17 protein-coding genes are annotated in these 20,722 nt (G+C 66.6%); 5 read left to right on the top strand and 12 right to left on the bottom strand.

Features of this window, described 5'->3' with window-relative positions:
- Entirely contained in the window at positions 1–531 is a 531-nt protein-coding gene (locus tag ACFPME_RS16450) for a mismatch-specific DNA-glycosylase (RefSeq protein WP_377306759.1), read from the bottom strand.
- Positions 515–1,207 (bottom strand): Dph6-related ATP pyrophosphatase, encoded by a 693-nt coding sequence (locus ACFPME_RS16445; RefSeq protein ID WP_377306758.1) that lies wholly within the window; start codon positions 1,205–1,207, stop codon positions 515–517. Before ACFPME_RS16445 ends, ACFPME_RS16450 begins: the two co-directional genes overlap by 17 nt.
- Positions 1,208–1,391: 184 nt before the next feature.
- Between ACFPME_RS16445 and rng the strand changes: the two genes are divergently transcribed.
- Both rng and ACFPME_RS16435 read left to right on the top strand, forming a co-directional pair.
- A complete protein-coding gene (rng, locus tag ACFPME_RS16440; RefSeq protein WP_377306757.1) occupies positions 1,392–2,864 on the top strand; it encodes a ribonuclease G in 1,473 nt (490 codons plus the stop codon).
- 36 nt (positions 2,865–2,900) lie between these two features.
- Positions 2,901–6,866: a YhdP family protein gene (locus tag ACFPME_RS16435; protein WP_377306756.1), complete on the top strand. Its 3,966-nt coding sequence runs from the start codon at positions 2,901–2,903 to the stop codon at positions 6,864–6,866.
- Here the strand turns inward: ACFPME_RS16435 and ACFPME_RS16430 are convergent.
- Complete coding sequence (locus ACFPME_RS16430) at positions 6,863–8,062, bottom strand: sterol desaturase family protein (protein ID WP_377306755.1); 1,200 nt, start codon at positions 8,060–8,062, stop codon at positions 6,863–6,865. The two genes, ACFPME_RS16435 and ACFPME_RS16430, sit on opposite strands and share 4 nt — an antisense overlap.
- A 133-nt stretch (positions 8,063–8,195) precedes the next feature.
- Here ACFPME_RS16430 and tldD point away from each other — a divergent pair, with 133 nt between their 5' ends.
- Positions 8,196–9,635: a metalloprotease TldD gene (gene tldD / locus ACFPME_RS16425; protein WP_377306754.1), complete on the top strand. Its 1,440-nt coding sequence runs from the start codon at positions 8,196–8,198 to the stop codon at positions 9,633–9,635.
- A 271-nt stretch (positions 9,636–9,906) separates the two neighbouring features.
- Here tldD and ACFPME_RS16420 read toward each other — a convergent pair whose 3' ends face one another.
- Complete coding sequence (locus ACFPME_RS16420) at positions 9,907–10,482, bottom strand: YggT family protein (RefSeq protein WP_377306753.1); 576 nt, start codon at positions 10,480–10,482, stop codon at positions 9,907–9,909.
- Positions 10,479–11,303 (bottom strand): pyrroline-5-carboxylate reductase, encoded by an 825-nt coding sequence (proC, locus tag ACFPME_RS16415; RefSeq protein WP_377306752.1) that lies wholly within the window; start codon positions 11,301–11,303, stop codon positions 10,479–10,481. The genes ACFPME_RS16420 and proC overlap by 4 nt, the downstream gene beginning before the upstream one ends.
- Before the next feature lie 369 nt (positions 11,304–11,672).
- On the opposite strand from proC, the gene ACFPME_RS16410 reads away from it, so the two are divergent.
- Both ACFPME_RS16410 and ACFPME_RS16405 read left to right on the top strand, forming a co-directional pair.
- Positions 11,673–12,710, top strand: a complete 1,038-nt coding sequence (locus ACFPME_RS16410) for a type IV pilus twitching motility protein PilT (RefSeq protein ID WP_377306751.1) — start codon at positions 11,673–11,675, stop codon at positions 12,708–12,710.
- Positions 12,711–12,820: 110 nt separating this feature from the next.
- Positions 12,821–13,990 (top strand): PilT/PilU family type 4a pilus ATPase, encoded by a 1,170-nt coding sequence (locus ACFPME_RS16405; protein WP_140652219.1) that lies wholly within the window; start codon positions 12,821–12,823, stop codon positions 13,988–13,990.
- Positions 13,991–14,062: 72 nt separating this feature from the next.
- On the opposite strand, the gene ACFPME_RS16400 is transcribed toward ACFPME_RS16405, so the two are convergent.
- The 7 genes from ACFPME_RS16400 to gshB form a co-directional block, all read right to left on the bottom strand.
- On the bottom strand, positions 14,063–14,443 hold the full coding sequence (locus ACFPME_RS16400) for a BON domain-containing protein (protein WP_377306750.1): 381 nt from the start codon (positions 14,441–14,443) through the stop codon (positions 14,063–14,065).
- A 241-nt stretch (positions 14,444–14,684) separates the two neighbouring features.
- Positions 14,685–16,475 (bottom strand): hypothetical protein, encoded by a 1,791-nt coding sequence (locus ACFPME_RS16395; RefSeq protein WP_377306749.1) that lies wholly within the window; start codon positions 16,473–16,475, stop codon positions 14,685–14,687.
- Positions 16,476–16,593: 118 nt separating this feature from the next.
- Complete coding sequence (locus tag ACFPME_RS16390) at positions 16,594–17,520, bottom strand: aspartate carbamoyltransferase catalytic subunit (RefSeq protein ID WP_377306748.1); 927 nt, start codon at positions 17,518–17,520, stop codon at positions 16,594–16,596.
- A gap of 37 nt (positions 17,521–17,557) precedes the next feature.
- Positions 17,558–18,004 (bottom strand): Holliday junction resolvase RuvX, encoded by a 447-nt coding sequence (ruvX, locus tag ACFPME_RS16385; protein WP_377306747.1) that lies wholly within the window; start codon positions 18,002–18,004, stop codon positions 17,558–17,560.
- Complete coding sequence (locus ACFPME_RS16380; RefSeq protein WP_377306746.1) at positions 18,001–18,570, bottom strand: YqgE/AlgH family protein; 570 nt, start codon at positions 18,568–18,570, stop codon at positions 18,001–18,003. The genes ruvX and ACFPME_RS16380 overlap by 4 nt, the downstream gene beginning before the upstream one ends.
- Positions 18,571–18,606: 36 nt before the next feature.
- Positions 18,607–19,473, bottom strand: a complete 867-nt coding sequence (locus tag ACFPME_RS16375) for a TonB family protein (RefSeq protein WP_377306744.1) — start codon at positions 19,471–19,473, stop codon at positions 18,607–18,609.
- Positions 19,470–20,447, bottom strand: coding sequence for a glutathione synthase (gshB, locus tag ACFPME_RS16370; protein ID WP_377306743.1), 978 nt, complete (start codon positions 20,445–20,447; stop codon positions 19,470–19,472). The genes ACFPME_RS16375 and gshB overlap by 4 nt, the downstream gene beginning before the upstream one ends.
- Positions 20,448–20,722: the final 275 nt, after the last annotated feature.

Raw genomic sequence — 20,722 nt, 5'->3', positions numbered from 1 at the left:
TCAGGAACCCGTGGAAGTCCCGCCGACGGAGCGGTACAGCTGACCCAGCGCCAGCCATGGCCGGGAGGTCCAATGGCCGCGCGCCTGACCCGAAGGCGACGGCAGCACGAACAACCGCGTGCTGCCGATGACTTCGTCCTGCAAACCGTAGTGGGCCGCATGGCCCAGCGCGGCACGTGCCGCGTTCTTGCTGGTGAACGCGAGCAGGCGCGGCTGGTGGCGTTCAATCTTGGCGAGCAGGGCCGGCACGTCGAACGCATCGCGCGGCAGCTCGTTGTCGTTGCCGCTGTGGCGCTTGGCCAGGTCGGTGAGGCCGATACCGTATTCCGGCAGCAGCAGGAACTCCGCCGGCGCGAACAGGCGCGGAGTCAGTCCGGCTTCGAACAGTGCGCGCCAGAACAGATTGCCGGGATGGGCGTAGTAGGCGCGTTCGGCGGCGGAGCGCTTGCCGGCGGCGGTGCCGCAGAACACCAGCGCGAGGCCGGGCTGCAGCACATCGGGCAGGACGTGGCGGTCAACTTTTCGCGGCATGGTCGTCCAGCAGGAAATCGGTGAACTGGAAACGCCCGTCGCGCAACACCGATTCGCCGCGCCGCAGCTTCAGCGGATGGCGGAACAGCGGGCCGGCATGACTCAAGGTGTGGAATTCGCCGCGTTCGCCGCAGGGATCGACGCCGGCCGGCAAGGTATCGAGCAGGGCGGCATCGTAGGCGCGGCCACAATACTCGGCGTCGAGCTGCTGGGTGTCGACGCAGCACAGCATCGCGCGATGGCCCTCCGCGACGAAGCGTCGCGATAGTGCTGCGGTGTCCTCGCCCCACAGCGGAAACACCGCGCGCCAGTTCTCGCGGCCGAGCTGGCGCACGCGGTAGTCGCGCACGTCCTCCAGGAACAGGTCGCCGAATGCGCAATGGCGGATACCCGGCCAGCGCATCCGCGCCTCGACCAGCGCCTGTGCGTGGGCCGCCTCGTAGGCCTCGTTGCTGCCGGGCCAGTCCAGCATCACCTCGACCAGCGGCAGCCCGAGCGCGGCGGTCTGCGCCAGCAGTACCTCGCGTTGCACGCCGTGCATGGCGATGCGCTGGTAATTGCGGTTGACCGTGGTGAGCAGGCCGACCACCCGCCATTGCGGGTCGGCCCGAAGGCGCTGCAGCGCCATCAGGCAGTCCTTGCCGCCGCTCCAGGCCAATAGAATCTCGGTGGTCATGCGCCGGCTCCCGTATCGTCCGCCATGGCCACGATACCGCGGTGCGCCATGGAACTGGTCGCGTCCGGGGCCGCAGCGGGCAGGACTTTGTGATCCGGGGCAGTGAATGCGGTTCTTCCAAAATGCTTCATCGACAGGTTGCGCCCGCAGCCGCTATAAAGATGGTCAATCTGGGGAGTATGCGGTGAGTGAAGAAATACTGATCAACGTGACCCCGCGCGAGACCCGGGTCGGGGTGGTCGAGAACGGCATGCTGCAGGAGGTGCATGTCGAGCGGGCGTCCCGTCGAGGCTATGTCGGCAACGTCTACAAGGGGCGGGTGCAGCGGGTGATGCCCGGCATGCAGGCGGTATTCGTGGAGATCGGGCTGGAGCGCGCGGCGTTCCTGCACGCCTCCGACATCGTGCGTCCGCCGGCCGCCGAGGGCGCCGAGTCCAATGGCAACGGCCACATTCCCTCGATCAGCGAACTGGTGCACGAGGGCCAGGAGATCGTGGTGCAGGTGGTGAAGGACCCGATCAGCACCAAGGGGGCGCGGCTGTCGGCGCACCTGTCGATCCCCTCGCGCTATCTGGTGTTGTTGCCGTATGCGCGCACGCTGGGCATTTCCGCGCGGATCGAGGACGAGGCCGAGCGCCAGCGGCTGAAGGACGTGCTGAACCCGCTGATCGGCGATACCCCGCTTGGCTACATCGTGCGCACCAATGCCGAGGGCCAGAGCGCCGAGTCGCTGGCCTTCGACGTGGCCTACCTCACCAAGGTGTGGCGAGTAGTGCAGGAGAACATCGCCAAGGCGAAGACGGGCGAGCGCGTCTACGAGGAATTGTCGCTGCCGCTGCGCAGCCTGCGCGACATGCTCAACGACGACATCGAGAAGGTTCGGGTGGATTCGCGCGCGACCTACGAGAAAGTGGTCAAGTTCGTGCACAAGTTCATGCCGCAGCTGGACGACCGCGTTGAGCACTACGACGGCGAGCGCCCGATCTTCGACCTTTACGGCGTCGAGGACGAAATGCAGCGCGCGCTGAAGAAGGAAGTGCCGTTGAAGTCCGGCGGCTACCTGATCGTCGACCAGACCGAGGCGATGACCACGATCGACGTCAACACCGGCGCCTACCTGGGCACGCGCAACCTGGAGGAAACCGTCTACCGCACCAACCTGGAGGCAGCGCAGGCCGCGGCGCGCCAGCTGCGACTGCGCAACCTGGGCGGCATCATCATCATCGACTTCATCGACATGAGCGATGAGGAACACAAGCGCCAGGTACTGCGCATGCTCGGCAAGGGCCTGGCGCGCGACCACGCCAAGACCACGGTGTACCCGATGTCGGCGCTGGGCCTGGTCGAGATGACCCGCAAGCGCACCACCGAAAGCCTGGCCCGCCAGCTGTGCGAGCCGTGCCCCGCCTGCAACGGCCGCGGCGTGCTGAAGACCGCCGAAACGGTGACCTACGAGATTTTTCGCGAGATCACCCGGGCGGTGCGCCAGTTCAACGCGCAGAAGCTGCTGGTGATGGCGAACCCGGCCGTGGTCAACCGCATCCTGGAGGAAGAGTCCGGCGCGGTGGCCGAACTGGAAGAGTTCATCTCCAAAAGCATACGCTTTCAGGCCGAAGAGCATTATTCGCAGGAACAGTTTGATGTCGTGTTGTTGTAAATCAGGCTGCTGCACATCCGGCCTGGATCGTCGCGCGTGAACGCGTTGTGGCAGCGGCGGCTGCATCGTTGCGCCCGCGCTGTGGGCTGGATCGCCGGAAGCACGGTGATTCTGCTCGCCGTGCTGATGGCGTTGAGCCAGTTGCTGCTGCCGTTGCTGGCGCAGCACCCGGCGTGGCTGGCGGCGCAGCTCAGCCAGCGCCTGCAGCGGCCGGTCGGCCTCGCGTCCGTCGAGGCGCGTCGTACGGCATCCGGGCCGCTGTTCGTGATGCGTGGCGTGACTATCGGCGCCGCCGGTGCAGGCGGCACCGCGCTGCGCATTCCCGAGGCCGAGCTGAAACTCGACTTCGGTGGCTGGTTGTTGCCGTCGCGGCACGTGCTCAACCTGCACGTGCGCGGGCTCCAGCTGGATGTGCGGCACGACGCTGGTGGCTGGCATGTCAACGGCATCGGGATGGCGGGCGGCGCGAACCGCCAGCCGCTGTCGCTGGGGCCGCTGTCGCTCGGCCTGTGGCTGGAGGATCTTCGCGTGGTGGTCGACGACGCCACACTGGGCAGGCACTACGCCTTGCTGTCGCGGCAATTGCGGCTCAGCCGGCAGGGCGAACAGATCCGCTTTGCCGGCCTGCTGCAGCGTGAAGGTGTCGCCGCGACCGTGCGCACTGCCGGCCGCTTTCGCCAGGGAGGCCGCAGCGGCCAGCTGTGGATCGGCATCGACGGCGCTCAACTGAAGCCGTTGCTCGATGGCATCGACATGGACGGCTATACGGCCAGCCATGGCAGCGGGCAGGTGAGCGTCTGGCTCGACTGGCGCGACGGCAAGCTGGGCCGCAGCCTGATCAGGTTCGATCTGGATACGCTGGCGGTGAGCTCGGCCTCCGGAGGCCGAGCTCAGGTGGCGGCCCTGCACGGGTTGGCCGGCGTGCGCAAGACCGGCGATGGCTATGACGTGCGCTGGGCCGGCGACGACGGCAGCGCGCTGGCGCTGAGCCTGCACCAGCCCGGCAGCCCGCAGGCCAGCGCGGGTGTTGCCGCGCGCAAGCTGCAGCTGGCGCCGCTGCTGCCATGGCTGGCGCTGCAGCCGGCGCTGTCGCCGGCGTTGGGGCAGTGGCTGGGCGGTGGGCATCCGTACGGGGAGCTGAGCCGGGTCGCACTGCGCTGGAACCGGGCTACCGGATTGCAGTCGCTGGAGGTGTCCTTCGCCGACCTGGGCATCGAGCCGGTCGGCAAGCTGCCCGGCGTGAGCGGTGTCAGCGGCGAGCTGCGCGGCGACGCCGAGGCGCTGTCGCTGGAGCTGCCGCCACAAGCCCTTACGCTGCAGTTTCCGCACGAGTTCCGTCAGCCCTTCGTGTTGTCGAGGCTGGGAGGCACGCTGGCGTTCTGGATGCAGGACGGCAACCGGCACATCGGCGTCGATGCGCTGGATTTCGTCGGCACCGGCTACGCTGGCCAAGCTCGCGGGGAAGTGACGCTGCCGGCGCAGGGCGGCGCTCCGTTCGTGGACATGTACGCCGCGCTGGATCACGCCGACGTGCCTGCGGCCAAGCTGTTCTGGCCGCTTGGTTCGATGTCGCCTGGCACCATCGCCTGGCTTGACCGGGCACTGGTGGCGGGCCATCTCGACCAGGCGCAGGTGCTGCTGCGCGGCGACATGGCCGACTGGCCATTCCGCCACAACGAAGGACGTTTTGAAGCGCGCGTGGCGCTCAGCAACCTGGCCCTCGATTACGGCACGGGCTGGCCTCGCGCTTCCGGCATCGACGCGGTGGCCAGCTTCGTCAACAACGGCATGCTGGTCGAAGCCAGCGGCGGCCAGTCGCTCGGCGTGACGGTGGGCAAGGCGGTGGCGCTGATCCCGGACTTCGGCGGCGGCCTGCTCGATCTGAATGTGCAGGGCAGCGGCAGCGGCAGCGGACTGCTGGAGTTCGCACGCAAGAGCCCGATCGCCCTGCGCGAGGCCGATACCCTGGCCAAGCTGAATCTGGGTGGCAGTGGCACGTTCGCGTTTCATCTGGGCCTGCCGTTGAAGAAGGTCGAGGACATGCAGCTGCAAGGCACCGCGCAACTGCAGGGCGCCGACCTCGTCGCGCCGGACTGGAACCTCAAGCTCGACAAACTCACCGGCCCGCTGCGCTTCGATGCGCATGGCCTGCAGGTCGGTCCGCTCGACGCCACCTTTCGCGGCCAGCCGTCGCGTTTGCAGATGGCGATTGCGGCGGCCAACAGCGATCCAGCCACGGTGTTGTCGGCGCAGCTGCGGGGCAGTTACGCGATGGCCGAACTGGTGCAGGACTACCCGTCGCTGCATTGGCTGGGCCAGCTCGCCGACGGGCGCAGCGATTTCGATATCGGGTTCACCATCGCCCACGCGCCCGGCAGCAACGCGCTGGCGCAGACCCTCAGCGTCGACTCGCCGCTGAGCGGGATCGCGCTGGCGCTGCCGGCCCCGCTGGACAAGCCGGTGGCCACCAGCCTTCCCTTGCACTTGACGATGAGCCTGCCGATCGGCGGCAGCGACCTGCACGTGGCGCTGGGCGAGGTGATGCGTGGACGCCTGCGCCTCTCCGATGGGCCGCAGCGGCCGCTGGCCGCCACGCTGGCCTTCGGCAACCAGATGCCGGACATGCTGCCGCCACGCGACCTGCGCATCCGCGGCCACGCCAGCCAGCTCGACGTCACCGGCTGGGTGCAGCGCGTCGTGGGCGGCAGTGGCGGCGATGGTCCCGGGCTGGAAAGCATCGACGTCAGCACCGATCAGGCTGGCTGGTTCGGTCGCCCGATGGGGCCGCTGAACCTGCGCGCCAAACCGCAGCCTGATGTGCTGAGCATCGACGCGGAGGGTCCCGCAATGGCCGGCAACTTCAGCGTGCCAACGGTGGACCTGGGCAAGCGCGGCGTCACCGCACGGCTGCAGCGGCTGCACTGGCCGAAGGATCCGACCCCGCCCGCCAGCGGCCATCCGGGCAAGGCCGCCGTCAGCTCCGCTGCCACGGCTGTCGCTCCCGCCACCGACCCCGCCAATACCGGCATCAATCCGGCGGCGTTGCCGCCGTTCCATCTGTGGGTGGGCGACCTGCGCCTGGGTGACGCCAAGCTCGGCGAGGCGAGATTGGAAACCTGGCCCACCCCCAACGGGCTGCACATCGAGCAACTGCGCGCGCTTTCAAGTCGCGTGCAAATCAATGCCAGCGGCGACTGGAACGGCAGCGCCCGCAACAGCCAAACCCACATGAGGATCAGTTTCGCGGCCGAGGATCTCGGTGCGATGCTGGGCGCGTTCGGCTTCGACGGCCTGGTCAACGGCGGCAAGACGCATGACCAGCTCGACGCCAGCTGGCCCGGCGGGCCCAGCGCATTGTCTCTGGCCACCATCATGGATGGCACCCTCAGCATCCACGTCAGCGACGGCCGCATCCCCGAGGCGACCTCGCCGGGCGTCGGACGGCTGCTCGGGCTGGTTTCGCTGGCCGAGCTGCCGCGCCGGCTCACCCTGGATTTCGGCGACGTGTTCGGCAAGGGGCTGGCGTTCGATTCGATCGCCGGCGACTTCCATCTGGCCGGCGGCAATGCCACCACCGACAACCTGCTGATCGCCGGCTCCTCGGCCAACATCAGCATCAGCGGGCGCACCGGCCTGCGCGCCCACGATTACGATCAGGAGATGCGGGTGGTGCCGCACGTCGGCAACAGCCTGCCATTGGTAGGCGCGGTGGTCGGCGGCCCGATCGGCGCGGCCGCCGGCTTCGCGGTGCAGGGCCTGCTCGGCCGGGGCCTGAACAAGGCCGCCAGTGCGCGCTACCGGGTAACCGGGACGTGGGACAAGCCGGTGATCACCCTGATCGAGAAACACGAGGTCCCGCTCACGCCGGTGGCACCGCTGCTCGATCGCTCCGTCGGCCTGCCGGCCGTTGCCGGCAGTGCCGCATTGCCGCCGGCTGGCCTGCTGCCCGCGCCCTCCACCAGCGTCAGTTCGCCGGCTCCGCCCAGTTCGGCCCGGCATTAGCCCTGCGGCGGCGGCTCGGTGGGCGTCGTATTGCCGCGAAACGGAAACAGCTGCTGCCTGATGAAGCCGTCCGGCATGTAATCGCCGACGACGCCATAGCGCGCAGGGAACTTGTTCTTCGATTTCACCGCGGTGCCGAACAGGTAGTCGAGAAACGCGTAGTGCGCCGCATAGTTCCTGTCGATCGCCTCGTCGTCGGAGGCGTGGTGCCAGTGGTGGAAGTCCGGCGTCACGAGCAGGTACTTCAGCGGCCCCCACGGCAGATGCACGTTGGCGTGGTTGAACACCGCCTGGAAACCCACGATCAGGATGTAGCCGTTCATCGCCGCCTCGCTGAAGCCGAGGATGTACAGCGGCGCCAGCACGCATACGCGGGTGAAGACCAGCTCCAGCATGTGCTGGCGCGAACCGGCCAGCCAGTCCATCGTTTTCACGCTGTGGTGCACCGCGTGGAAGCGCCACAGGAACGGCACCTCGTGATATGCGCGATGGGTCCAGTACTGCGCCAGGTCGGCCACCAGCACGCACAGCAGCAGCTGCGGCAGGAACGGAATGTGCTGCACGGCCTGCTGGAAGTGGCTGCTGACCAGCCAGCCGAACAGGTGGTGCAGCAAGAAATTCACCGTCAGCAACGCCAGCCCCACGATGAAATGGTTTACCGCGAAATGCTTCAGGTCGGTCTGCCATTCTTTGCGGAAGATCGCCTGGCCGCGGTACAGCGGAAACAGTTTTTCGATCACCACGAAGATCAGCGTGGAGCCGAGCAGGTCCAGGATGAACCAGTCCAGCCCCAGGTACGGCGTGTGATCGGGGAACTCGCCCACCGGCACGCGCGAGCCGCCCAGTGCCACCGCTGCGATCACCAGCACGAACGCCACGATGTTGAGGTTGCGCTGGCGGTTGAGGATCAGATTGCCCAGCGAGATGCCGCCGGCCACCAGCAGCGCGACCAGCAGCAGCTGGCGCAGCACGTCGATCGAATACTTGTGGCGCAGGTCCGGCGTGGTCAGGTACTGCGGAAAGTGGAACGCCAGCACCGCCAGCAGGCACAGGAAGCCCAGCGACAGCGCGAGGATGCTGGTGATCATGCCGCGGCCCGGCTTGAGTTCGCCATCGCCGTGCAGCAGGTCGCGGGTTTCCGCCACCGGCGCCTTCACCGCGCGGCGGATGGCTTTGCGTTTGGAGTGTTCGCTCACGAGTGTTCCTTCACGTCAGGCGCCGGCTGGCGCTGTCGCGCATGGTAGCCCAGCGTGCCGAATCCGCGCTTTAAAGCAGTCGGCAGCAGCCCCATGTGGGATAGTTCAAAGATCGACCGAGAAACGAAGGCCCATGGATTCCCTGATCGCGCTAGCCGAAAGCAAGCTGTTGTCTCCCGGCGGCATCGCCACTGGCGACCTCGACCGTGTGTTCACCCAGCTGATGGGCCCGTCGATCGACGCCGCCGACCTGTACTTCCAGCATTCGCGCAGCGAGTCGTGGCTGCTGGAAGAGGGCATCGTCAAGGACGGCAGTCATTCGATCGAGCAAGGCGTGGGCGTGCGTGCGATGTCCGGCGAGAAGACCGGCTTTGCCTATTCCGACGAGATTGTGTTGCCGCAGCTGCTGGAAGCGTCGAAGGCGGCCCGCGCGATCGCGCACGACGGCAACGGCGCCGGCAAGCCGCTGGCCTTGAACGGCGCGCGCCAGCTGTATCCGGCGATCGATCCGGTCGAAAGCCTGCCCAATCCCGACAAGATCGCGCTGCTGCGCGAGGTCGATGCGTATGCCCGCGCGCGCGACCCGCGCGTCAAGCAGGTCATCGTCAGCCTCGCCGCCACCATCGACACCATCCTCATCGCCGCCTCCGACGGCACGCTCGCCGCCGATGTGCGCCCGCTCGTGCGGCTCAGCGTGCAGGTGATCGCCGAGCAGAACGGCCGGCGGGAGCAGGGCCACTCCGGCGGCGGCGGTCGCTACGGCTATCGCGAATTGATGGAGAACGGCCGCGCCCTGGCGTTTGCCGATGAGGCCGTGCGCCAGGCCCTGGTGAACCTGGATGCGGTCGATGCACCGGCAGGCAACATGACCGTGGTGCTCGGCCCTGGTTGGCCGGGCGTGCTGCTGCACGAGGCGATCGGCCACGGGCTCGAAGGCGACTTCAACCGCAAGGGCAGCTCTGCGTTCTCCGGCCGCATCGGCCAGCGCGTGGCCGCCAGGGGCGTCACCATCGTCGACGACGGTACGCTGGCCGGTCGTCGCGGTTCGCTCAGCATCGACGACGAAGGCACACCGACCGAGTGCACCACCCTGATCGAGGATGGCATCCTAAAAGGCTATATGCAGGACAAGCTCAACGCGCGCCTGATGGGCATGGCGCCCACCGGCAACGGTCGCCGCGAGTCGTTCACCACGCTGCCGATGCCGCGCATGACCAATACCTACATGCTGGCCGGTTCGTGCGACCCGGCCGAGATCATCCGCTCGGTGAAGAAGGGCCTGTACGCGCCGAACTTCGGCGGCGGCCAGGTCGACATCACCAACGGCAAGTTCACCTTTTCCGCGAGCGAGGCGTATCTGATCGAGGATGGCAAGATCACGCAGCCGGTGAAGGGGGCCACGCTGATCGGTTCGGGCCCGGACGTGCTCCATCGCGTGTCGATGATCGGCAACGATCTGGCGCTGGACGAAGGCGTGGGCGTGTGCGGCAAGGACGGGCAGAGCGTGCCGGTCGGCGTAGGCCAGCCGACGCTGAAGATCGACTCGATGACGGTGGGCGGGACGGCGTCGTAGGTTGTCGGCCGCGCGCCTGGCCACCATCGGCGCGAAAGCCGCAATCGCCTCTGCGACTCCAACGGGAGGCATCCGAGCGAAGGATGATCAGTGGATCGCGCAGGATCGGCCAGTGTGATGCCACTGGCGCGAGAAACGCGGCGCACGATCCTTGATCTCGTTCCAGCCCTGCGGCAAGGGGCCTTCCATGTATCGGCAGAAGGATACGACACGTGCGCCGGCCCGCCGCCGCACGGCACGCGGGGCGGGTTGGCCGGGTCGCGAGGGACCCTCAGCCGACCATGGCCAGGCGGGCGCCCAGATCGAGCAGCGGGGCGGCGATCAGCAGGCGGGCCAGCAGCAGCACGATCATCACGGCCATCGGTGCGAAGTCGATGTTGCCGGCGATGAGCTTGCCGTGCAGCGGGCGCAACAGCGGGGCGACGATGCTGCCGGCCAGCCGCAGCAGCGGATGGCGACGATCGACGGCGAACATGCTCAGCAGTGACCAGCCGAAAATCAGGATCAGGTAGAACAGCAGCACGAAGTCGAGCAGCTCGGCCAGCGCCAGCACCACGGCGCCGGCCGGATGCGGCATCACGCCGAGCAGGGCGAACAGCAACAGGCGCTTGACCAGCATCGCCACCCACGCCAGCAGCAGCGCGGCCAGATTGATCCGGCGCCAGTTCGGCAACACGCGACGGATCGGTGCGAGCACGGGGTTGGTGTAGCGATAGACGAACTGGCTGAGCGGGTTGTTGAAATCCGCGCGGCAGGCTTCGGCCAGCACGCGCAGCAACAGCAGCGTGACGACGGCGTCGAACGCCAGCTCGATCAGCATGGACAGCGCATTCAGAAGGTAGCTCACGAGACGTTATCCAGTTCGGCGGCGAGTTCCACGCCGCGCCGGGTGGCGGCGGCGACGGCACGGGCGACGATGCGTGGCAGCTCGTCGGCATGGAAGCTTTCCAGTGCGGCCTGGGTGGTGCCATGGGGCGAGGTGACGCGCTGGCGCAGAACGGCGGGATCCTCGCCGCTTTCGACCAGCATGCGCCCCGCACCGAGGCAGGTTTGCGCGGCAAGCGCGCGGGCGGTGGCGCGCGGCAGGCCCTGGGCGACGGCGGCGGCTTCCAGGGCTTCGACCAGGGCGAAGAAGTACGCCGGCCCGGAACCGGAGACGGCGGTGACGGTATCCATCAGCGCTTCGTCGTCGACCCAGCGGGTGATGCCGGCAGCGTCCAGGATGTGCTGCGCTTGCGCCTTCTGCGACGGGCTTACCCGGTTGTTCGCGCACAGGCCGGTGGCGCCGGCACCGATCAGAGCCGGAGTGTTGGGCATGCAGCGCACGATCGGCAGGCCGCTGCCGAACCAGCGTTCCAGCTGGTCGAGCCGCACGCCGGCGGCGATCGAGATCAGCAGCGGGCGATGGCGCTGCAGGGTGTCGCGCAGTTCCAGCTGGATCGCCGGCATGATCTGTGGCTTTACCGCGAGCAGGATGACTTCCGCCTCGGCGGCGGCGAGGCGGCTCTCGGCATAACAGGCGATGCCGAATTCGCTGCCCAGCAGTTGCCTGGCTTGGGCCAGCGGCTCGGCCACGCTGATGGTGGCGGGGGCGACGCCGGTTTTCAGCAAGCCGCCGATCAGGCTGCGCGCCATGTTGCCGCCGCCGATGAAGGCAAGTCGTGTCATTCAGGGTTCCTCAAGCCATCCAGACTGCCTACCTTACCGGAGCAGGCGCCGTGGTGAAGCAGTTTCTCGATCTGCGAAGGCACCTCGCGGATCGGAGGGCAGGCATGCCGGCGCGGGCCCCAAGGACCGTTTTGGCGGGCGTACCCAAACCGGGTCGACAATTTGCGCGCCGCCGTGTGGAAACACTGGCCGCACAGCCGCTTGCGCGAGTAGTATCGACGCGGCTGCAAGGGGGCTCGGATCGTTCGTTCAGGTAGTCGTGGCGCGTGCGTCACGCGCGGTGGCACACCACGCCGACGAATGTCACCGGTTTCCTGCGTGGCTCTCGAATTCATGCCATCCAGACGATCGGTTGAGGGGAACGACAAGATGGACATTGCCGAACTGCTTGCTTTCTCGGTGAAGAACAAGGCCTCGGACTTGCATTTGTCCGCCGGGCTGCCGCCGATGATCCGCGTTGACGGCGACGTTCGCCGCATCAACATTCCCGCGCTTGAACACAAGCAGGTGCATTCGCTGATCTACGACATCATGTCGGACAAGCAGCGGCGCGACTACGAGGAGTTCTACGAAACCGACTTCTCGTTCGAGATCCCCGGGCTGGCGCGTTTCCGCGTCAACGCGTTCAACCAGAACCGCGGCGCCGGTGCGGTGTTCCGCACCATTCCGTCCGAGGTGCTGACCCTGGAAGACCTTGGTTGCCCGCGCATCTTCAAGGAGCTGATCGAGCAGCCGCAGGGCCTGATCCTGGTGACCGGCCCGACCGGCTCGGGCAAGTCGACCACGCTGGCGGCGATGGTCGACCACATCAACAAGAACGAATACGGGCACATGCTCACGATCGAGGACCCGATCGAGTTCGTGCACACCTCGCAGAAGTGCCTGGTCAACCAGCGCGAGATCCACCGCGATACGCTCGGCTTCAACGAGGCGCTGCGTTCGGCGCTGCGCGAGGATCCCGACTACATCCTGGTCGGCGAGTTGCGCGACCTGGAGACCATCCGCCTGGCGCTGACGGCGGCGGAAACCGGCCATCTGGTGTTCGCCACCGTGCATACCAGCTCGGCGGCGAAGACGATCGACCGCATCATCGACGTGTTCCCCGCCGGCGAGAAGCCGATGGTGCGCTCGATGCTTTCCGAAAGCCTGCGCGCGGTGATCTCGCAGTCGCTGCTGAAGAAGGTCGGCGGCGGGCGCATCGCGGCGCACGAGATCATGGTCGGCATCCCGGCGATCCGCAACCTGATCCGCGAGGACAAGGTGGCGCAGATGTATTCGTCGATCCAGACCGGCCAGCAGTTCGGCATGCAGACGCTGGACCAGTGCCTGCAGGATCTGGTCAAGCGCGGCCTGGTGACGCGCCAGCAGGCGTCCACCTACGCCAAGAACAAGGACAGCTTCAAGTGACGCCGGGATTCGGGAAGCGGGAGTCGGGCTCGGCGAGCGGCAAAGCCCGGACTCCGGTGTCAGTGTTGACGAATCCCGAATTCCGCATCCCAAATCCCTGAGGTACCGCCATGAGCGACTTTGATTTCACCTCATTCCTGAAACTGATGGTGCACAAGAAGGCCTCCGACCTGTTCATCACGGCGGGCGTCGCCCCTTCGATGAAGGTGCAGGGCCGGATCGTGCCGATCACGCAGAGCCCGCTCAGCGTGCAGCAGTCGCGCGACATGGTGCTCAACGTGATGACGCCGGGCCAGCGCGAGGAATTCGAGAAGACCCACGAGTGCCAGTTCGCGATCTCCGCGCAGGGCGTGGGCCGTTTCCGCGTGTCTTGCTTCTACCAGCGCAATTGCGTCGGCATGGTGCTGCGCCGGATCGAGTCGAAGATTCCGACGCCGGAGGAGCTCAACCTGCCGCCGGTGATCAAGCAGCTGGCGATGACCAAGCGCGGCATCATCGTGTTCGTGGGTGCCACCGGTTCGGGCAAATCGACCTCGCTGGCGGCGATGGTCGGCTATCGCAACCTCAACTCGACCGGCCACATCATCACGATCGAGGACCCGATCGAGTACGTGCACAAGCACGAGGGTTGCATCATCACCCAGCGCGAAGTCGGCATCGATACCGACAGCTGGGACAATGCGCTGAAGAACACGCTGCGCCAGGCGCCCGATGTGATCATGATCGGCGAGGTGCGCACGCGTGAGGGCATGGACCACGCGATCGCGTTTGCCGAAACCGGCCATCTTGTGCTGTGCACCCTGCACGCGAACAATGCGAACCAGGCGATGGACCGCATCCTGCATTTCTTCCCGGAGGACCGTCGCCAGCAACTTCTTATGGATCTGTCGCTGAACCTGAAGGGCATCGTGGCGCAGATGCTGATCCCCACGCCCGATGGCAAGGCGCGGCGGGTCGCGGTGGAAGTGTTGCTGGGTACGCCACTGGCGCAGGATTACATCCGTCAGGGCGAGATCCACAAGCTGAAGGAGCTGATGAAGGAATCCACCCTGCTCGGCATGAAGACCTTCGACCAGAGCCTGGTCGAGCTGTATCACGCTGGCGAGATCAGCTACGAGGATGCGCTGCGCCATGCCGACAGTTCCAACGAGGTGCGCCTGCGCATCAAGCTGGCGCAGGGCGGCGATGCGCACACCTTGTCGCAGGGCCTGGACGGCGTGGAGCTGGAGGAAACCCGCGACACGCAGAATTTCGGCGGCAGCAATCTGCTGAATCGCTGAGGCGTTCCGTCGCAAGCCTAAATGAAGAAGGCGCCCGAGGGGCGCCTTCTTCATTTGGTTTATGGCCAGTTGCTATTTCTCGGCGGGCGGCGTGCCGCCAACCGTCAGGCCGCTGATATCGACGCTTTTCACGCCCTTGACGAGTTGGGCGACGCGCTGCGCCCGCATCTTTTCGTCCTGGGTGGATACGGTGCCGGTGAGAGTCACCACGCCATCGCTGGTGGATACCGAGATATCGTTGGCCGAGACACCCTTGGTGGTGCCGAATTCGGATTTCACCTTGGTGGTGATCCACGCATCGGCCGCCTTGTCGGGCACGGTCTGGTTGTCGGCCGATTTCTGCATCGGCGGGCTGGCATCGTGCGCCATGGCCTGGCTCAGCGGCACGGCGGCGAAAGCAAGCGCAAGGCCGGCGGCAAACGTGCTGTTGCGAAGGATTGAACGAGTACGCATGACAATCTCCTTGCTGGATGAGGTCTTTCGGCGGTGGCGGCCATTGGCGCCGCCAGCCTCCGTAGTCATGGCAACAGCCGCGCCGTGAACGGCAGGTGGTGGTGGCTGCGCCGGTTCAGCCCGCGATTACCAAGGCGAAGGCGAGGTCACGGCGATGTTGCCTTGACGTTCTCGCGTGTCGAATTGCGCGCATGAAAAAACCGGGACGCTGCGGCGCCCCGGTTCTTGTGATCGCGGTTCTTTACTTCAGGACAGTGTGACTGCTGATCACGGCGCCGGCTTCGTCCACGTGCATTTCGGCGTCGATGCTCTCGACGCGTTCGGCCTGGGACTTCATCGCGGCGAATTGCGCTTTCGAGCGCGCGGCATCGGCGGCGGCCTGGGCGCCGTGGTCGTCGCCATCGACGCTGTCGATCGACGGCTCATCGCTCTTGCTGATCGCGGCGGTTGCGGCAGCCAGGCTGTCGACCTTTTGTTCCACCAGCTGCAGCCAGCCCAGGTACATCGCGCCGGTCAGATGCATGCGGGTCATCTGGCCGGCATCGCCGATGGGATCCTTCAGCGTATCGGCAAGCTTGCCGTCTTCGCCCGCACCCACGCCGAGCGCAAGTGCCTTGTCGCTCATGGCAAGCCATCCCGGCTGTCCCAGCATGCTGGTCATGTCCTTGGGCAGCGGTACCGGCTTGCCGTCGTTGGCGGGCTTCAGCTGGGTCAGCGCAGGCACCATCATCTGACCCATCGCGAGCAGGCCGGCGGGGTTGCTGGTACCCAGCACGAGGCGGCCACTGAAGGTCGGCATGCTGGGGTTCTGGCCGGGCCCCAGCGAATCGAGCGCGATGCGCAGGCCGAGCATGTCGCCAAACGGGGGGATCGCTGCCTTCTGCATGGCCGGGCCGAGCTTGGCGAAACCGTCATTGAGATCGGTCAGGCTGGGGCAGGTGAACGGCGCAGCGGCCACGGCATCGGCCTGCGCCAGCCAGAACGTGCGCAACTGCGCCACCGGCACGGCCAGGCTCAGGTCGAACGGTGCGGCGCCGCTGCGGCCCAGGCCAGGCAGCTCCACCTTGAGGCTGGCAAACGCCTTGCTGATGTCCGCGGCCAGCGCCACATCGAAACGCACGTCCTGGTGTTTTGCATCGAGCTGGGTGTAGCCGAAGCTCAGCATCGGTACGCGCGCGGCGATGCGCGCAGCGTCGGTTGCGCAACTCGGCGAGGATTGAAGTTGATTGGCCACCGGCTCGCCGGTCTTGGCGGACTCGGCCTCGGCATGGGCCTTCTGGATCGCGCCGATCAGCGGATCCCTGCCGCTCACAGCCAAGGGCAGGGCGCGGGTCAGATCGAGGTCGCCAACCAGCCATTTCTGATAACCCTTGGCCTTGGCCAGCGTGGCCAGGCGACCGTCGTCCTGCAGGTTTTTCTGCGGTCGATCCAGGCCCAGTGCTTGGCGCAGCAGGGCCGGTGACGCGTCGGCCGGGAGCAATGCCGCCACGGCCTGCTTGTCGACCATGGCCAGGATCATTTCCGTGCCCGAAGCGGCGAAGACGTACTTGCGATAGCTCTGCTTGTCCGCGTTGGCGAGATCGAGCTTCTTGCCGTATGCGGTTTCCAGCCGGCCGATGAAACCCTCGAAGGCCCTGGGGTCGCTCAGCTGGAAGCGCAGGACCGGCGCCAGACCCAGGCCGTAAAGCGCGGAGTAGCCCTTGAGGTCCAGCCCGACGCCCCGGGCGAAGGCCTCGACGGTCTTGCCGTTGAACTCGGCGCGCAAGGCGCGTAGCAGGCGGGCCCCGTCGGGGTCCTTTGCAGCCAGCCGGTCGGCGGCGGAATCGAGCTGGGCCAGATTGGACGGCAGCTGGGCGTCGGCCTGGGCGAGCAAGGCCGAGCGGGTGCTGTCGTCCATGATGTCGAGATTGGCTACGACGTAAGGCGTGTCCGCCGGTACGAAAGCCAGCGGTGCGTCCTTGTCCTTGTGCCCGCAGGCCGCCAGCATGACGCCGGCGAAGCCCAGCGCGATGTATCGCGTTGTCGATCGCATGGTGGTCCCCAGAAATGATGGATGGTACGCGGGTATTATGCCCGCTTGCGCGTGGCGACGTTGCCCGGAGACGCCGGCCGGCGCGGCCTGGCAGCGCAGGCTGGCTATCGCTGCTGGCTCAGCGGGCTAGTACTTCGTTGAGCACGGCCATGCGCACGAACACGCCGTTGCCGACCTGCTCGAGAATGCGCGACTGCGCGCCGTCGGCCACGTCGGTGGCGATCTCGATACCGCGGTTGATCGGCCCCGGATGCATCACCAGGCAGCCCTTGGCGGCAAGCGCGAGGCGGCGCCGATCGAGTCCGTAGTGGTTGAAGTACGCCGCCTCGTCGGGCAGGTCGATGGAGGCCATGCGCTCTTTTTGCAGGCGCAGCATGATGACGGCGTCGGCACCTTCGATGGCCTGGTCGAAATCGCTGCAGCGGCGGCCCTGCGGCATCTCCTCGGCCGTCGGCATCAGTTCGGCCGGCCCACAGAGCCGGATTTCCCGGACGCCGAGCGTGCTCAGCGCGTTGATGTCCGAACGCGCCACCCGTGAATGCTTGATGTCGCCGCAGATCACCACGCTGAGGTTCTCGAAATCGGGCCGGTGCTGGCGGATGGTGAGCGCATCCAGCAGACCCTGGGTGGGATGCGCACGGTTGCCGTCGCCGGCGTTGATCACCGATACGCCGCTCATCGCGTGGCGCACCAGCTCGTCCGGCGTGCCCGATTGCTTGTGGCGCACGACGATCGCGTCGAGGTGCATCGCTTCCAGCGTGTGCAGCGTGTCGAACAGCTCCTCGCCCTTGCTCGTGGACGACAGGCCGATATCGAAGTTGATCACGTCCGCACCCAGCCGCCGGGCGGCGAGTTCGAACGAGGTGCGCGTGCGCGTGGAGGGTTCGAAAAACAGGTTCAGCACGGTGCGTCCGGCCAATATGTCGAGCTTGCGCGTGCCGTGCGCGCAGGCGTCGCGCAGCGCCTCGGCGCGATCGAGCAGGCGCTCGATCGTCTCGCGCGGGAGGTTTTCCAGGGTGGTCAGATGGCGCAGGCGAGGGCTCATGGCAGCAAGTCTGAAGATGGGGAAAGAGGAGCGCTTTTCAGTGTCCCGCGTCGCCTGAAGGCAAGGCAGCGCCGATCAGCCAGCGTTCGAGAATGACGGCGGCAGCTTCGGCATCGATGCGGGCTGCATCGCGGCGGCGCTTGAGGCCGGCGGCGCGGGCGCCGGCAAATCGCTGCGCGGCTTCCTGCGAGCTGTGGCGCTCATCGACGAGGATCACCGGCAAGCTGTAGCGCTGTTGCAGCTGGGCGGCAAAACGGCGGGCGCGGAGGCTGGCGGGCTGCTCGGCGCCATCGAGCGTCAATGGCAGGCCGACCACCAGGGTGTCGGGCCGCCACTCCTGGTGCAAGGCATCGAGCCGGTTCCAGTCCGGGCTGTCGTCGCTGACGGTGACGGTGGCCAAGGCCCTCGCATCGGCGGTGAAGGTGTTGCCGATCGCCACGCCGGTAAGCCGGCTGCCGACATCGAAGCCGAACGCGTAGCTCATGCGTGGCCCGCGTAACCGGACAACTGGCGCGGGTCGACCCCGACCAAGCCGGCGGCCGCACCCCAGCGCTCTTCCAGCGGCGTGTCGAACACCACCCGGCCGCAGGCCTCGGTGGTGAGCCACGCGTTCGCCATCAGCTCCTGCTCCAGCTGGCCCGCTCCCCAGCCAGCGTAGCCGAGCACCATGACGGCCTGGCGCGGTCCTTCGCCAGCGGCCATCGCCACCAGGATGTCGCGCGAGGTGGTGACCGACCAGTCGGGATTGATGCGGTAACTGGATTCCCAGTCACCGGGTTCGTGATGCAGCACGAAACCGCGTTCCTGCTGCACCGGGCCGCCGATCAATACCGGCGCATCGGCCAGCTCGCTGTCCATGCATTCGAGCTTCATCTGGGCCAGTACATCCCCGAGCCGATACTCGGACAGTTGATTCACCAGCAGGCCAACCGCACCGTCCTCATCGTGCTGGCACAGTAACGCCACACCGCGCGAGAACGGCGGTTCGGCCAGGTTGGGCATGGCGATCAGGAAATGCCCGGTGAGGGTGTTCGGCGCGATGGTGACCATGGCCCATTGTAAGCCCGGCGGGTGCCGGGCCGCTGGCTATTTGTTGCGCAATACGTCGCCGGGCAGAAATTGCCAGGTGCGGGTGATGTAGAGCTCGTCCACATTGCTGTCTTTCGGCAGGGGCGGGAAAGGCGCGGCGAGCCGCACGATGCGTTCGCCGGCGGCGTCCAGCAACGGATGCCCGGAGCTCTTGATGATCGTGATGTTCTTGATGCTGCCGTCGCGATTCAGCCCGACGGTAAGCAGCAGATCGCCGTACAGCCGGCGCCGGCGCGCCTCGTCCGGGTAATTGAGATTGCCGATCCGCTGCACCCGGTCCGACCAACCGCGCATGTAGCTGGCGTAGACGTATTCCCGGGTATTGGCCGAGATGAATTTCTTCTTCGGTCGCTTGGCCAAGGCTTCGGTCTGCTGGCGCAATTCGGCCGCCAGCTGGGCGATCGCCTGCTGACGCTTCAACTCGGCGGCGGTCGGGGGACGATCCTGCGGATCGACTTCCGGCTGCGCGGTATCGCTGGACACGGTGAAATCGCTGGTGCCGCGGGTGGTGACCATCCGCGTCGGGGTGGCCTCGTGCGGTTGCGGCGTGGCCGCATCGACCGGTTGCGCGGCGATGCCCGGATCGGGCTTCGGCAGCGCGCCGGAGAACATCTGCGACGGCCGCGCGGCACGGTCGCTCTGGCCGCCGCCGCTGTTGTTGGCCTGGGCCAGGAAATCCGCCTTGTCCGGTGCCTCCTGGTTGGCTACGTTGACCAGGGTCACGTCCAGCGTGGGCAGGCTGGGCGTGGATTTCGCGAATTGGAAGGTAATGCCCAGCAGCAACACGCCGTGCAGAAGCAGCGAGAACAGCAAGGTTGCACCGATGGGGTTCGGTGCGGAGGCAACAGTGGCCGTGGTGCTCACGCGATGCGCTTTCCAATGACGTGCTGCTCGATGACGTCGAACAGCTGGCCGGCAATGTTAATCCCGAACTGCGCATCCAGCTCGCGCACGCAGGTCGGGGATGTGACGTTGATCTCGGTCAGGTAGTCGCCGATCACGTCCAGCCCCACGAACGCCAACCCGCGGCGGCGCAGTTCGGGCGCCACCTGCGCCACGATCCAGCGATCGCGATCGGACAGCGGCACGCCTTCCCCGCGGCCACCGGCGGCCAGGTTGCCGCGGAACTCGTCGCCCTGCGGAATGCGCGCCAGCGCATAGGGTACGGGTTCCCCGTCGATCACCAGGATGCGTTTGTCGCCCGCCGTGATCTCCGGGATGAACTTCTGGGCAACCACCAGTTGCCGTCCTTCCCCGTGAGTATCCCCGGCCAGCAGGGTTTCGAGCATCGAATTGAGGTTGGTGTCGCCGGCCCTGACCCGGAAGATGCCGCGCCCGCCCATGCCATCCAGCGGTTTCAACACCACCTCGCCATGCTCGAGGACAAAACGACGAAGCTCGCCGGCATCGCGGGCCAGCAGGGTGGGCACGATGCATTGGGGGAACGACAAGGTGAACAGCTTCTCGTTGCAGTCGCGCAGCGAGCGAGGATCGTTGATCACTTTCACGCCGAGGCGCTGGGCGGCTTCCAGCACCATGGTGTCGTAGATGAATTGCGCGTTGACCGGGGGATCCTTGCGCATCAGGATCACGTCCAGTTCGCCCAGGTTGCGCCAATGCGGCGCTCCCAGCGCGTACCAGCGCTGCGGGTCTTCGCTCAGACTCAGCGTGGCCATCCGCGCCCAAGGGGCGCTGTCGCGGATCGCCAGGTCGCCCTGCTCGAAGTAATGCACCGAGTGGCCCCGGCGTTGCGCCTCCAGCAGCATCGCAAAGCTGGTGTCCTTGGCCATCTTGATCGCGCCGATGGGATCCATCAGCACGCCGACCGAAAGGGTCATCGTGGTTCTCCGTTGGTGGTCTGGTCCGTGCATCGGTCCAGGCTGGCGTGAATCGTCAGATCGCTATACTAAAGCGCTTGGCTGCCGAGCCCCATCGCGGTCGGCAATTTGCACGATCCATGCTGTCGCCAGTGGCCAGTTGGTGCCAATATGGGTCATGTTGTGCGGACGGCAGGCAGCCCCGGCGATTATCGCTTGACAGTCTCGGCGGGCAGGCAGTACACAACAAAACCATGGATGCCTGCCGCAGAGCGGGTGTGGATGGCTGGATCTCG

It is taken from the genome of Rhodanobacter umsongensis (assembly GCF_042654965.1).
Lineage (GTDB): Bacteria > Pseudomonadota > Gammaproteobacteria > Xanthomonadales > Rhodanobacteraceae > Rhodanobacter > Rhodanobacter umsongensis.
The sequence above is the reverse complement of the archived record's forward strand: the minus strand, read 5'-3'. Positions and strand labels throughout refer to the sequence as shown.